General features: G+C 59.9%; 12 protein-coding genes and 1 pseudogene. 10 read left to right on the top strand and 3 right to left on the bottom strand.

The features are described 5' to 3' along the window. Positions 1–187: 187 nt before the first annotated feature. The 10 genes and pseudogenes from B2V90_RS23200 (at position 188) to B2V90_RS17730 (ending at position 10,136) form a co-directional block, all read left to right on the top strand. Positions 188–433 (top strand): type II toxin-antitoxin system Phd/YefM family antitoxin, encoded by a 246-nt coding sequence (locus tag B2V90_RS23200; protein ID WP_030539248.1) that lies wholly within the window; start codon positions 188–190, stop codon positions 431–433. Next, positions 430–894, top strand: a complete 465-nt coding sequence (locus B2V90_RS17690; RefSeq protein ID WP_030539247.1) for a PIN domain-containing protein — start codon at positions 430–432, stop codon at positions 892–894. The genes B2V90_RS23200 and B2V90_RS17690 overlap by 4 nt, the downstream gene beginning before the upstream one ends. Then, entirely contained in the window at positions 891–2,723 is a 1,833-nt protein-coding gene (locus B2V90_RS17695; RefSeq protein WP_293922612.1) for a recombinase family protein, read from the top strand. The genes B2V90_RS17690 and B2V90_RS17695 overlap by 4 nt, the downstream gene beginning before the upstream one ends. 459 nt (positions 2,724–3,182) lie before the next feature. Further along, positions 3,183–3,737: pseudogene (locus tag B2V90_RS17700) on the top strand (glycosyltransferase); the annotation flags it as partial. Positions 3,738–3,794: 57 nt separating this feature from the next. Next, on the top strand, positions 3,795–5,186 hold the full coding sequence (locus B2V90_RS17705; RefSeq protein WP_293922636.1) for an HAD-IIB family hydrolase: 1,392 nt from the start codon (positions 3,795–3,797) through the stop codon (positions 5,184–5,186). A 278-nt stretch (positions 5,187–5,464) separates the two neighbouring features. After that, positions 5,465–6,328, top strand: a complete 864-nt coding sequence (locus tag B2V90_RS17710; RefSeq protein WP_228221981.1) for a glycosyltransferase — start codon at positions 5,465–5,467, stop codon at positions 6,326–6,328. Next, the gene (locus tag B2V90_RS17715) at positions 6,325–7,266 is read left to right on the top strand and encodes a galactosyltransferase-related protein (protein ID WP_228221980.1); all 942 of its coding nucleotides are present in this window, start codon (positions 6,325–6,327) and stop codon (positions 7,264–7,266) included. The genes B2V90_RS17710 and B2V90_RS17715 overlap by 4 nt, the downstream gene beginning before the upstream one ends. After that, positions 7,263–8,336: a glycosyltransferase gene (locus tag B2V90_RS17720; protein WP_228221979.1), complete on the top strand. Its 1,074-nt coding sequence runs from the start codon at positions 7,263–7,265 to the stop codon at positions 8,334–8,336. Before B2V90_RS17715 ends, B2V90_RS17720 begins: the two co-directional genes overlap by 4 nt. Beyond that, positions 8,333–9,214, top strand: a complete 882-nt coding sequence (locus B2V90_RS17725) for a polysaccharide pyruvyl transferase family protein (protein WP_228221978.1) — start codon at positions 8,333–8,335, stop codon at positions 9,212–9,214. Before B2V90_RS17720 ends, B2V90_RS17725 begins: the two co-directional genes overlap by 4 nt. 4 nt (positions 9,215–9,218) lie before the next feature. After that, a complete protein-coding gene (locus tag B2V90_RS17730; RefSeq protein ID WP_228221977.1) occupies positions 9,219–10,136 on the top strand; it encodes a glycosyltransferase family 2 protein in 918 nt (305 codons plus the stop codon). Here B2V90_RS17730 and B2V90_RS17735 read toward each other — a convergent pair. From B2V90_RS17735 to B2V90_RS17745, 3 genes are read right to left on the bottom strand one after another with little or no spacing between them, the layout of a single operon-like run. Further along, positions 10,123–11,586 carry a TolC family protein gene (locus B2V90_RS17735; protein WP_414711621.1) on the bottom strand — a complete coding sequence of 488 codons (1,464 nt, stop codon included), beginning with the start codon at positions 11,584–11,586 and terminating at the stop codon, positions 10,123–10,125. The genes B2V90_RS17730 and B2V90_RS17735 overlap by 14 nt on opposite strands. A gap of 2 nt (positions 11,587–11,588) precedes the next feature. Then, positions 11,589–12,653: an efflux RND transporter periplasmic adaptor subunit gene (locus B2V90_RS17740; RefSeq protein ID WP_228221975.1), complete on the bottom strand. Its 1,065-nt coding sequence runs from the start codon at positions 12,651–12,653 to the stop codon at positions 11,589–11,591. Further along, positions 12,650–14,332, bottom strand: coding sequence for an ABC transporter ATP-binding protein (locus B2V90_RS17745; protein WP_228221974.1), 1,683 nt, complete (start codon positions 14,330–14,332; stop codon positions 12,650–12,652). The genes B2V90_RS17740 and B2V90_RS17745 overlap by 4 nt, the downstream gene beginning before the upstream one ends. Positions 14,333–14,362 lie beyond the last annotated feature (30 nt).

Here is a 14,362-nt window from a genome sequence, read left to right on the forward strand (position 1 = left end):
GCGGAGCCCCGCGGACGATCTGGACGAACGGATCCTTCGCATAGCAGCAGCGATTGGCCGGCATCTCGCCAGGGAGGAGATGGCGCGGAAGGCGGGCGCAACTGGTGTGCCAGAAATACGCGATGGCCCATTGGAAGAACAGGATGATTGAGCTATAGTTCTAGCCGAAATGGCAGAGGTTTTGGATATGCCTGCCTGGCAACTTCAGGAAGCGAAGGACCAACTCAGCGAGGTGATTGAAACGGCACAGGTGCGTGGGCCTCAGATGATCACGCGCCACGGCCGACCTCGTGCGGTACTGCTCTCTGCTGCCGACTACGCGGCAATGACGTCCCAGAGGCCGGACTTCAAGGAATGGCTATTGGGAGGTCCCAAGGCAAACCTTGCATCACCTGACCTGGCATTCCACGCGATAGGGGAGGGGGAAGGTTGAAAGGCAATGAGAGCTTCCTCCTGAACACCGACGTGCTGTTCGAGACACGCCGAGCGTCAATGCATCCGAACGTCGCGCGGTTTCTAAAAGAGACGTCAGCAGACAGGCTGTTTCTTAGCGCTCTCAGCTTGGGTGAACTCCGTCGGCAGGCAAGGGACTTGCTTGAGATCGAGCCCGAAACGGCAGCCCGCTTCGAGAATTGGCTCGATGAGGCAAAGGCCTGCTTCGAGGAGAGGCTCTTGCCCGTCGATGGCGATGTGGCGGACGCATGGAGCGCCGTACGAAATGACCACATCCGCTCGGTCACCGCTTCGCTAATTGCTGCGACGGCAGCGTCGAACAGTCTCATTCTCCTTACCCGAAATGCCAAAGAGGCCACAGGGATGAACGTTCGGACCCTAAATCCTTGGCATGCAGCCTACCGCACCAGGCCGGCACCATCGACCGGAGACGCATCTTGACCCGTACTGCACTTTACGCCCGATACTCGAGCGATATGCAAAGCCAGACCTCGATAGACGACCAGTTCGCCATTTGCCGCGATCAGGCCGCCAGGGAAGGATGGCGCATCATCGGAAGCTATCAGGATGCAGCAATCTCTGGCGCCTCCGTGATTCTGAGACCGGGAATTCAATCGCTGCTCCAGGATGCGCAGCTCGGTAAATTCGACACGATCCTTGCCGAAGCGCTCGATCGCATTTCCCGAGATCAGGCTGATGTCGCGACCTTGTACAAGCACTTCCAGTTTGCCGGCGTGAAGCTGATCACCATCGCCGAAGGCGAGATATCGGAGCTGCATGTAGGGCTGAAGGGCACGATGAATGCTCTTTTCCTCAAGGATCTCGCGAAGAAAACGCATCGAGGGCTAAGGGGACGGGTCGAGAAGGGCAAATCGGGCGGTGGCCTGTGCTACGGCTACAATGTGCTTAAGAGGGTCGATGCGAGCGGCGAACTGGTTCGTGGCGAGAGATCGATCAATGAGGCGGAAGCTCTGGTCGTTCAACGGATCTTCCGAGAGTTCTCCAATGGCAGGAGCCCCCGCGCGATCGCGTGGGACCTCAACCGCGACAACGTTCCCGGACCATTTGGCAAGCAATGGTCGGACACGACGATAAGGGGACATGCGGCGCGCAAGACCGGCATCCTTCACAACGAACTCTATGTCGGCGTTCTGGTTTGGAATCGGCAACGATTTATCAAAAACCCGTCGACGGGGAAGCGGGTCTCCAGGCCCAACCCTGAATCTGAATGGATCAAGAAGGATGTGCCCGAATTGCGCATTCTGACTGACGAGCTGTGGCAGGCCGTGCGCCAGCGGGCGGACGAAATCGGAGAGCGCTATAAGGCTGTTGCGGACGGTATCCGGGTCTCAAAGGGAAAGAGACTTCGCGACCTGCATCGGCCCGTCTTCCTGTTTTCGGGAATGATAGAATGCGGCGTTTGCGGCGGGAACTGCACCATCATCGTGAATGATCGATACGGCTGCAACAACCACTTCCGAAAGGGTACCTGCGGCAACAATCGGACAATCCGGCGTGAGATGCTGGAGAAACGTGCGTTGCATGGAATATCGGAGCGCCTCGTTTCTGCGGACGCGGTGAAGCAGGCCGTGGCCAGCTACATAGAGCAAATCAATTCCGCTAACCGGGAACAGCGTGCTCAGGCGGAACTGGACCGCCGCAGTTTGGACAAGGTCGAACGCGCGATCGCAGGAATTCTCTCTGCGATTGAGGATGGCATGTATCAGCCATCCATGAAGGCGCGATTGAGCGATCTCGAACAGCAGCGGGATGAGCTTCAGCATCGACACGTCGAACATTCGGTGGTGGTTCCGGACATTCACCCGAACCTCGCTGAGCTATACCGGCGGCGCGTCGCATATCTGATTGAGGCGTTGAAAGACCCAGCCCTGCGGGATGAGGTGGCTCAGGATATTCGATCGATCGTTGGGAAAATCATCATCTCGCCCGGCCCTGACCGTGGGCAGGTTTACGCCGAATTGTGCGGGCAACTCATGGGAATTCTCAATGCTGTAAGCAAGGAAGGCGGGGGAGGAGGGCAACTATACCAACGGGGACTGCGCCCTCCCGCAACCAACGTCGGTATAACTCCGGGAAGCAATGTTATACCAACAGGGGAAGCCAGCCCCCGCAACCAACGTCAGTATAATTCAGAAGATTGTTATACTGACGGGGCATCGGGTCCCCGCAACCAACATAACGTCAAAATCATCCCACCAAGCAAAAAGCCTGGTGGGCTTTTGTCGTCCCATATCCCAATCCAAAAATGACGCCAGGATTACTCAAGCGCAAATCTTGGCGTTGAATAGCGCAGTTGGACCAAGGCTTTTCCACTGCAATTCGAAACAATTTCACATTTTCTGTGCGACCCCGCCGCCAAGTTTGAAGTTAAGGCTTTGGTTCGGTCTGTCCGCTCCCGCTTGCCCTGATCCCGACCTTTCCACTCCAGTCTTTCGCCGCTTGGGTGCGCGTACGATTGAGACATCGAACCCATGGCTCTTCGGAGCAATACGCAAACCCACTAAGAGTTTGCCGCCTTTTCGCGCCCGCGCCATTGCCCGCGATCACCTGTCGCATTTGTTCTTGGAGATTAAAAATAACATAGATTACTATTTAAGGGTCGTCTGCCAACAAATAGATCTGAAAATTGTGATTTATTCGTAATCAGGAACGCACGCTGACACGGGACGTTATGGCCTTTCCTACACGGGGGCACGTCATTGATCATCATGCATCTTGCTCTTGGAGGCTGTTTGAAAGCGCCTCCTGTCAGCTACGGTATAACGCCCGATACCGGCGGTCATATAGCCTATATATTAGAGGCTGCGTCTCATCAGATTCGTAGAGATGATGTATCCAACGTCATCATTGTCACGCGCAGGTTCGATGATCGTCGGTTCGATCCGATTCACAATATGCCAATCGAAGATATCGATGAAAATCTTCACATAGTGCGGATTGGTACTGACAGAAAATATTATGTAGAAAAGGAAGAGCTTGCGGCCGAACTGCCGTCCTTTACAAAAGGATTGATAGAGTATCTTTCCAATTGCCAACGTCGCCCCGACGTCATTCATGCGCATTTTGCGGACGCAGCGCAGGTGGCTTCCGTCATTCAGAGACGTTTCGGAATAGCCTTCGTCTTTACGCCGCATTCTTTGGGTATCGACAAGCAAGCCCAGGGCGTCACCTGTAATGGCCTTGATCAGAGGATTGAAAGCGAACGTTCGGCGATTGCGGACGCCAGCGCAATCATCGTATCGACTGCCGAGGAAGCCGACCGGCAGATCGGAGCCTATTGTCAGTCCGCGAAGCGTAAAATCCATGTGGTTCCTCCGGGCGTGCCGCGTCTGCCTATGCCGGTCGATAAATCCCAGGCCAGCGTATTGCTGGAAGCCTGGTTCGAACGTCCCCGCCTTCCTATCATTCTGGCCGTATCCAGGCCGGTGACGAAGAAAAATCTGGCATCGCTGCTAATGGCCTATGCGCAGGACGCAACGCTGCAACGTCAGGCCAATCTCGTCATTCTTGCGGGCCAGCATGGTCATGCCGCCGGCGAGGAGCGCGCCAATATTGACCAACTCTTCGGTCTGATCGAGGCCTGCGGCCTGGGCGGTCGGGTCGCGCTGCCCCCCGCGCATGACGCGCACGATGTGGCGGCGCTCTATGCCTATGCAGCGCAGGGTGGCGTGTTCGTCAACCCCGCGTTGCACGAGCCTTTCGGCCTTACCTTGATCGAAGCGGCGGCTTTTGGAACCCCTGTCGTGGCGACACAAAATGGCGGACCGGCGGAAATCGTGGCTGCAATTGGACATGGGGAGTTGATCGATCCACGTGACACGCGGGCGATCAGTCGCTCCATCAGAGCTATCGTCGGCAATGCCGCGCGTCATGCCGTGTTGTCGGCAAAGGCGCATGCAGGTGTCAGGCGCTATTGCTGGGATAGCTATGCCAGCGCTTCGATCGACATTTATCGCTCAGTGGCCCGGCCGCAATTGCTGGCGTGCGACATGGACAATACGCTGACCGGATGCCGGGATGCGGCAGGGGCGTTCCGCGCTTGGCGGTCCTCGTCCTCGATGCAGTTTGTCGTGGCGACTGGTCGTAGCCTCCATGCCACCAAAATGATCCTGCGTCGCTGGCAGCTTCCCGAGCCCGATGCCTATATCGTCGATGTCGGCACGCGCATCGTCTTTCCCGACGGCCATGGCGAATGGAAGGAATGCGCTGAATTTGCGGCCTATCTCGATGAAGGCTGGGACCGCGCTGCCGTAACTCGTATAATAGCGCCCCTCCGTCTCAAGGCCCAGCCACGCGTCACCGAAGGGCCGCACAAGATCAGCTTTTTCGGCACCGCCCGTGACGCTGCCAACATCCGCGAAATTCTGAGTGCACATGGCGTTGCCGCGAAAGTCATTTTCTCCCACAGCCGCCTGATCGACATATTGGCACCAAATGGCGGCAAGGCAGAGGCGATTGCGGCCTATGCCCGGAAATTCGGGTTATCATTGTCCAATTGCGTCGCTGCCGGGGATAGCGGCAATGATGCCGATATGCTGGCCGCCTGCGGCCATGCGATCGTGGTGGGGAATGCCGCGGCCGAACTGGATGATCTTCCCGACCGCAAGGGCCTGATCCGCGTCGCCAAGCATCATGCCGCCGGCGTGCTGGAAGGGCTGGCGCTGCTTGATCTTTGTGACGGGGTCGCATCCGCCGTGGCGGCCGCCGCATGACGCGCCCGATCGGATATTTCGTCCACCATCAGGGGAGGGGCCACGCCGAGCGTTGCGCGGCGATAGCCCATGCTCTGCCACCGTCCCGGCCCCTGACGATATTCTGCGCGCGTGATGATATATTCCCGGCTTTGCCAGCCAATGCCGATATCATCACGATTCCGTCTCTTTTCGAACCGACCGGCGAGGAGGCGGCATCCATGGATTGGGTGTCGACGCCTGCAACCTTGCATTGCGCGCCTTTAGGATGGCCTGGCATCCGCTCCGCCATGCATCAGATGACGTCCTGGTTTCATCGGGGCGACCCCGCTCTCCTCATCTGCGACGTGTCCGCTGAAGTCGCACAGCTTGCCCGCATCTGCTCTGTCCCTCATGTCAAAATCCTCCAACATGGTGATCGCAGCGATCCGGGACATCGCGCCGCCTATGACGGGGCGGCAGGGTTGCTGGCGCCCTTTCATTCCGACCTCGCCCAGCCCGAATGGGACGACGCGATGCGGTCGAAGACGTTCTTCGCCGGTGGGCTGGGGGTCGATCTGCGCGTGGCGGAGCGGGAGGTCGCCCGCCAACGAATAGGCATCGATCCAGACGAGGAGCTTATCCTCATTCTTTCCGGTGGCGGTGGTGAAGGCTTCGGCCAGGCTCCCCTTGGGGTCGGCGCGCGCACATGCCCATCCGCCCGATGGATCACGATCGGAAAGGTGCAGCGGGACTGGCATGCAACCGAACCGGGCAATATCGAACATCGAGGCTGGGTCGATAATGCCGATGACTATATCGCTGCGGCGGACCTTGTCATATCCTCCACCGGCAATACGACCTGCCAGCAAATATTGGCGGCTGCCAAGCCCTGGCTTGCCATTCCCGAATGGCGCTATTTCGATGAGCAACATCGCAAGGCAGACGCGCTCGCAGCGGCAGGCGTGGCGACGACCCTGCGCCATCTTCCTTCCTCAGCCCATGGCTGGACGTCCGCCATCAGCGAAACCTGGACCCGTCATCGACCGGATCGTCAGCGCGCGATGATCGACGAAGCCCCCGCCCTTCATAGTGCGCAATGGCTCGAGGCGCTGGTCGATAGGCTTTGGTCGCCGCAACCCGCCCTGACCCCAGCATCATTTAAGGAGCTCCGTCCGTCATGAACAAGGTTTCCGTCATCACATTGGCGCGCGGACGGGCCGAACATCTCGTCAATGTTGTCCATGGCCTCAACCGCCAGACGATCCTGCCAACCGAACTCATTATCGGGGCGATGCAGGATGAACCCTATCATTTGCCTGAAACATCGTTCCCGGTGCGCCAGATCCATATTGCCGGCGAGGCCCTGCCACTTGCAGCCGCGCGCAACGCCGCCGCCGCCAGCGCGACCGGAGACATATTGATATTCCTCGATATCGATTGCATTCCTTCACCCGACCTGGTTGCCGACTATGCCGGTCATGCCAGTGGTTTCGATGGCTTGCTGATGGGTGAGGTGCTGTATCTGCCACGTGCGGCCACACAGGGCGACTGGTCATGCGAAGGCTTTGAGGGGATCGCTGAAAAACATTCCGACCGGCGAGGGCCGCCTTCTCATGGCATCGAAATTTGCGCGGATTATCGCTGTTTCTGGTCATTGAACTTCGCCATGCAAGCGCAGACATTCCAGCGTTCGGGCGGCTTTGACGAACGCTATGTGGGATATGGCGGCGAAGACACTGATTATGGCAAGACGCTCAGCATGGCCGGCATCGCCATTGCCTGGGCAAAGGGCGCGCGAGCGTACCACCAATATCATCCGCACCACATGCCACCAGTACATCATGTCGAAAGCGTGGTCCGCAACGCCCAGTTGTTCGAGGCAAAATGGGGCTACAGGACGATGGGCCACTGGCTGCATGCCTTTCGCTTGATGGACCTGATAGACGATGCGCCGGGTCGTCCCATCCGAATTCTCCGTACGCCTGATCAGGACGACCTGGCCCTTACCGGCCAACAGAGCCATCAACCCTACGCAAATACGGCCACCGTCCTGCGCCTGTTGGAGGCAAGGCAAAAGCAAGCCGCCCAGACGCCCACAGTCGCCACTGCGGCGGCGTGAGGATCGCTCTTCTGGCGCATGTGCGCCAGCGCATCCGCCAACCTTTTGCCGGCGGGATGGAAGCCCATGCATGGCAGCTGGCGACTGGCCTCAGCCGGCGGGGGCATGATGTCACCCTCTTTGCTTCTGGCGATAGCGATCCGGTCTTCACTATCGATCCAGTCGTCGACATGCATTATGAGGAGGTCTTTCCCTGGGCCGAGCATCGCGGATCGGCGGTGCTCGTCAACCATCTTGATGCCGCCTATGCAGCCGCCTGCGAACGGATCGCCGATGGCGCGTTCGATGTCGTGCATAATAACAGCCTGCATCGCTTTCCCCTGGAACGACGCTGGACGGATCGCACTCCCACAGTCACGTCCCTCCACGTCCCGCCCTATGACGCCCTGCATGGATTTGTGCGGCAGAGCCCGTCATCGCGCCATCGCCTGACGGTTACATCGTCCCGCCAACTCAAGGCATGGTGGCCAAACGACACCCCGTCCGAAGTGTCGGTGCTGCATAACGGGATAGACGTCGAGCAGTGGCGCTTTGGAGCAAAGGGGAACGGGACCGCGATCTGGAGCGGTCGGATTACGCCGAACAAGGGCACCCACTTTGCGGCGCTGGCTGCGAGGCAGGCGGGAATGTCGCTCATCATCTACGGAGCGATAGAGGATCCCGACTATTGGGCGGCAAAGGTGGTTCCGTTGCTGGGTGCCGATATCCGCTATGGGGGCCATCTCGATTCCGGCCAACTGGCCAAGGAAATGGCGAAAGCGTCGATATGTCTCTTCACGCCTTGCTGGGATGAGCCGTTCGGCCTCGTCGCCGCCGAGGCGATGGCCTGCGGGCTTCCTGTCGCGGCATTCGACATGGGGGCTGCGGGCGAAGTTATCGGTGACGCGGGCAAGCTGGCAAAGCCGGGTGACGTCGATGGCTTGGCCAGGGCAATACAGGATGCCTGCCTTATCGACCGGACAATCGCCAGAAGGCGCGCGGTCGAGATGTTTTCGCAGGATGTCTGGCTCGCAAGATGCGAAGACCTGTATGCGCAGTTGTGCAGCGCTTCCGTGGCCGCAGCTGCATGAACGCCACCCTCATATCCACGCATCGGGACTGTCTCCGGCAAATCTATGCCCAGCATCTTCGCTGGGGCAGCCCTTATGCGCTGGTCGATTTCCCTGATCATGCCAATGTGGGCGACAGCGCCATCTGGCTTGGAGAATTGGTCCTTCTCCGTGCTATCACGGGCAGGGATCCGTCCTATGTGTCGGCATGGCATGATTTTGATCGAGACGCTTTTCTGCATTCTTGTCCCGATGGCCCGGTGCTGATCCACGGCGGTGGTAATCTTGGTGACCTCTGGTCTCACCACCAGCGGTTCAGGGAATCACTGCTGACGGCCTTTCCCGATCGGACGATCGTCCAGCTGCCGCAGTCGATCTTCTTCCGCAATGGCGGCGCGGCGGATGACTTTGCCGACATGGCGAGCCGACATCCTGATTTCACCCTTTATGTGCGCGACCGGGTAAGCTTGCGCTTTGCCCTGTCGTCGTTGAGATTGCCGGCAAGACTGGCGCCCGATTCCGCGATGATGCTGGACCTCGAACGGCAGGGCGCGGCATCCGAGCCGCTACTGGCCCTGATGCGCACGGACGCGGAGCAGGCGAAACGCGTGCCTGATTTGCCAGCCGGGGCAAAGATGGTCGACTGGCTCGTTGACGATGATGGGCTGCCCGCTGGTCGTGACGCCGCTGCCCGTGAAGGTCAGGCGCTCGCTCGGCTCAACAGAGGGGTCGTTCTGCTTTCCCAGGCGCAGCACCTCATCACCGATCGTCTTCACGGCCATATCCTCGCCCTGCTGATGGGCTTGTCCCATGAGATCCGCGACAACAGCTATGGAAAGCTGAGCGCCTATGCCAGCAGTTGGAAGACGGATCCGATGCTATCTCCAGAAGCGGCCTGACACCATGTCGGCCATCAGCCTGCTCGTGTGCACGCGCAATCGCGCTGCTGCATTGTCGAATTTGCTGCGCTCGGTATCCGTTGCGATCGATCATGCCGCAGGGACGGATATAGACGTTGTCATCGTCGATAACGGATCGACCGACGATACGCCCACGATGCTGGCACGCTGGGCGCGCTGCCAGCCATTTTCCGTGCATCTAGTGGAAGAGCCCCAGGCCGGCCTTGCCCGCGCGCGCAATACCGGCCTGCGCCACTGCCGCGGCCGCGTCATTGCGATGACGGACGATGATTGCGTTCTGCACGCCGACTATTTTGATGCGCTGGCGCGCTGCTTCGCGCGCCTTGGCAAGGATGTGATTGTCGGCGGGCGGATATTGCTTGGCAATCCGCTGGATCTACCCGTGACGATCAAGATCGAAGATCATCCGATGATCCTGCACCCTGAGGCATTCCCAGGCGGCTTCGTAATGGGAGCGAATCTGGCGCTGACCGCGACCGTCGTCGATCGCGTCGGTTTCTTCGACGATCGTTTCGGGTCGGGGGCGTGCTTTCAGGCCGCCGAGGATACTGATTATCTCTTCAGAGCAGCCGGGCTGGGGTGCGACATTCGTTACGACCCGAGTTTTGCCGTCGATCATCATCATGGCAGACGTCGTGGTTCAGAGGAAAAGGCGTTGCTGGCGTCCTATAGTTTTGGCGACGGCGCGCTATACGCGAAACATTGTCTGTCCGATCGCCGCATATGGCGGGCGATAGGAGACGATGTCCGGCTACTGTCTCGCGACCTTTTTGCGCCGGTCAGACAGCATGAGGGCGTGCGCTATTTCTATGCGTTTCGATTGTGGCACAAGCTGCGCGGTGTCCTGGCCTTTGCGAAAAGCCGATGTTGCCGTCGGCGGTCGCTGGTCAGGGTAGGGTAGGGGCAGCGTTAAGCCCAAGCGCATCCTCATCAGCCGTTGCAGCGGCGAGTTCCGCGCGCGCCGCCGCGATCCGTGCGCGCGCTTCAATCAGCTTCACTGCGGCGTTCGTTGCGCTTTCCTCGCGCTGATTGACCAGGAAAAAGTCGCTCGATCCCAATTCGAACCGGCGCCGCTCTGCGCTTGCCAGCCGCTCGGCGAGCGTGCGTTCGCGTTCCGTGGTGTCGACCAACTGGTTGGCGGTCTCCACCTCTATGCCGATGGCTGTCACTTCAGCACGAATTTTTTCGGCCAGGAACCGTTGCTTGATGGACAGTTCATCGATCTTGGCCTGCGTTTCCGCGAGCTTGCCCTTTGCCTTACGGTTCTGAAGCGGCACCTTGAACGTCACGCCGACAATCACTTCCAGCGGCGTGCGGTTTGACCCGCCAAGTCCCACCGGTCCCACATCCTTGGCCACTTCGCCATTCAGGTCCAGCCTGGGCTTCATGTCATTGCGCGCCAGCGCCAGCTTGATCGTCGTCTTGTCGATTTCCTCCAGCAGGATCGCGAAATCCGGCCTGCCTTCCAGATTGAAGGCGGGGTCCACCCGCAACGCCCCAAAGGCGCTGGCCGCGTCCGGCAGGCGCGCTTCGTCGACCACGACCGGCAGGCCTTGATCATCGCGATAATAAAGCGACAATTTCACGGCGGCCGCGCGAAAATCCTGGCGCGCCTCAACCACTAGCGCCTGACGCTTGACCAGATTGGCCTCATTCTCGGTCAGCAATATGTCGGGTTTGGCGCCCAGATCAACCTCGCGCTGAATGCCTTGCGTGCGGTCCTGCGCCAATGCCATCAGCGCCTGATAGGCCTTCAGCTTCAATCCAGCGGCGGCCCATTTCTGGTAGGCATCGATCGCGCGCGCCTGAACGCCGATGCTCGTCGCCTTGGTTTCGAACCGCGCAATGTCGATATCGTTGGCGGAAAGGCGAAATTCCGACCGGCGCGCGTCAATCAGCCGGTCACGCAAGAGCGAATATAGCGCGCCGACCTTCACCTCGCCCAGCTTGTTGGTATAGGCCTTGTCTTCATAGATCGGGAAATCGCCCCGCGAAACACGATATTGGCCATAGACATAGCCGCCATTGGTCATCAACGGCTGTTCGGCCTTTCCGGCGAATTCCGTCCCGTCATAATAGCCTTCGACCCGGCTGCGCCCGTCCACCGCGAATACGGTGTCGAAGGCGCCCTGTGCTGTCAGTGCTCGGGCCTCCGCCTGCCGGTTGCGCGCCAGGGCGGCGATGATGTCGGGGGCCGATCGCGCGGACGACTGGAGTACTTCCTCCAGCGTCAACGGGTCGGCGCTGGTCGATCGGGACGATAGCTGTGCCGTGTTATGCCCGCTCTGCGCCAAGGCCGGACAGGCTGTCCCGGCAATCAGCAAAGCACCCATACCGACGCGGCATCGCATCTTCATTTCTTTTTCTTCTCGATCGAGCTTTTCTCCGCCTTGGCCTCCCCCTTCTGGGCGACCTGATCTTGGCCGAAGTTGAGAGGAAAGTCGTTGAGCTGACGCCACAATTCATAACCCACGGTGACAACATCGCCCTGAACCCAGCCTAGCGCCTTGCCGCCTTGGCGCACGAAGCGCTGCTCGGGCCATGGGGTCTTGCCAGGTCGCGGCTCGACAAGAATGCGAAACAGTCCGTCGGCGCGTGGCGTCGGATCGACCGAGCGCACCTGTCCGTCGTAGATGCCCACTGCAAAGGCTGGCCAGCCGCTGAACTGGAAGGCCGGGAACCCCTCGAACTCCAACCGGACCGGGCGGCCCTGATTGACCAAGGGAATGTCCCGCCCATCGACGTACAATTCCACAGCACGCTCGATCTTCTCTGGCGCGATCATCGCCAGCACCGTGCCAGCCGAGATGAGCGCACCACCTGCTGCGGCGTTCAGATTTTGTACCCGCCCGTCACGCGGCGCAGTGACGATCTGCGCAGACTGGCGCTGTTGGCGGACCTCGATCTGCTTCAGCTTTGCCTTGGCCTCGGCCAGCTTGGCATTGGCTTCGGCGACCTTGATCTGGGTCTGTTCATAATCCCGGCGCGCGGCCAGTCCTTCGGCAAAAAGCTGCCCTGTCCGTCCCACGTCGATCGACGCAACCGCGCGTGACTGCTCGATCGCAGCGATCTGCGCTTCCACTTCGGCCTTCTCGGCCGCAAGGCGCTCCAGGAAATTGGGGTCGACATCCACCACCTGGACGATCGGGTCGCCCGCCTGTACCAGTTGCCCGTCTCGCACGAAGAAACGATCGACCCGACCGTCAACCAGCGAGGATACCTGGCGCGGCCGGTCGTCGGGGTCGAGCGAGGTGACCTGTCCGGCGCCTTGCGCCGTCTGTTGCCAGGGCACGAACAGGATGGCGACCACCAGCAGGATGCCAAGCAGGATCAACCGTGCGATGACGACGGCCGCGCGCGGGGGCTTTAAAGTCGCGAGCGATCGAAAATGCGCCAGTTGCGCCGGCTGGATGGTCATGGGCGCTGCCCCCTGTCGGCTCTGAAGCGGGCCAGCGCCGCCTGCCCGGGAAAGCGGTGCTGCGCATCCGCGCCCAGCCAATAGCAGCAGTCGAGATTGAGCGCCTCGGGCCGTTCGGTGAACAACAGGACGGTCGTGTCATGCCGGCGCAGCATGTCCAGGGTCGCGCGCAGCGGTTCGGTCGGCATCATGTCATAAAGTTGCGACAAGAGCAGAACCTTGGGTCCGCTCAGCAACGCCATGGCCAGCTTCAATTGCATGACTTCGACGATCGACAAGGGTGAGCCGGAACTGGCCAAGTGCGTGTCCAGTCCGTCCGGCAGGCTGGAAATCCGCGCGGCAAGGCCCACCAGTTCCAGCGTCCCCATGATGCGCGACCCTTCGGCGGTCCCACCGGTGGCGAGGTTCAGATATTCACGGATCGTCACATCCACGATCGTCGGACGATTGAGCACGACGACCGCCGAACGCAGCAGATACATGTCGAAGCTACCCAACTCGCTGCCGCCAATCGACACCAGCCCCCGGTCAGGATTGGCGTGCCGCTTGAGCAGCAGGGCGATCTGGCTCTCGACACCTGGTTCCGCCACGATGACGGCCTGTTCGCCGCTGCCGATCGCGAAATCGAAGTGCGAGCGATCGAGCACCACGTCGCGAAAGCGAAGCGATCCATCGGGTGGAGCTTGACCGCTCAGTCCAGCGGCCTCCTGAGGAATGGCGAAAATCTGCGATAATTCTTCTGAACTCGCGACCAGATCGTAGAATGTGTCGAGATACCAGCCAAGCTGGGAGATGCCGTAGAAGACCCCGGACAATATCAGTTCCGCCGCGACCAGCTGACCGATCGACAGCTGCCCCGCTAAAATCAGGTTCCCGCCCAGCGCCAGCAGCGCGGCCGCCGCGAAAGCATAAACCAGGAAATAGCCAAGCGCCTGCGCGAAACTGTAGCGGAAATAATGGCGATGCGCGCGGATATAGTTGGCGGTGACCGTTTCGGAACGATCCATCGCAAAGTCGAGGTGGCGCGCCGATTTATAGAAGCCGTTCGAAGCGCCCACGCTTTCGAGCCAGTGTGCTGCCTCATGCTTGGCATGGGAAACGCCGACCGCGCCGGTGATCGCGCCATGGCGCCAGACCAGCCAAATCAGCAGGCACACCCCCACCAGGATGATATTGAACGCCAGGAAAAACGGGTGGTAAAAACTGGTGACGATCAGCCCAACCGCGCCTTGCAGGATGATGGTGAAGGCGCCGATGACCAGGCTGGGTACCGCCTTCTGCACCACAACCATGTCGAAATAGCGGTTGAACAGGCTGCCGCGGCTTTCATCGGCGAAAAAGGGGTTTTGCGCATGGACGGCACGCACCGTCACCTCGGCGACGACCCGGGCAAAGATGCGGCGCTCGAACATTGCGAGCAGATAGACGCGCAATGCGCTCAAACCTGCTACCAGCAGCAATAGGGCCAGCAGGACGCCGGAAAGAATCCACAACGGTGCGACCAATGCCGTGCGCGCCACGGAATTGATGAGCAACTGCACCGATATCGGCGTCGCCAACGACAATAGCGTGATCGCCAATGTGTAGACAATCCCGACATTGATATAGCCTTTGTCAGGCCCGATGATTTCCGCGAGCCACGCGGCTGCCTGCCGCAGACCAAGACGCTCCCCAGCCAAATTCAACCTCTCGAGATTCCGTGGCGACCG

Origin of the sequence: Sphingobium sp. UBA5915 (assembly GCF_002431195.1) — a bacterium.
GTDB classification, from domain to species: domain Bacteria; phylum Pseudomonadota; class Alphaproteobacteria; order Sphingomonadales; family Sphingomonadaceae; genus Sphingobium; species Sphingobium soli.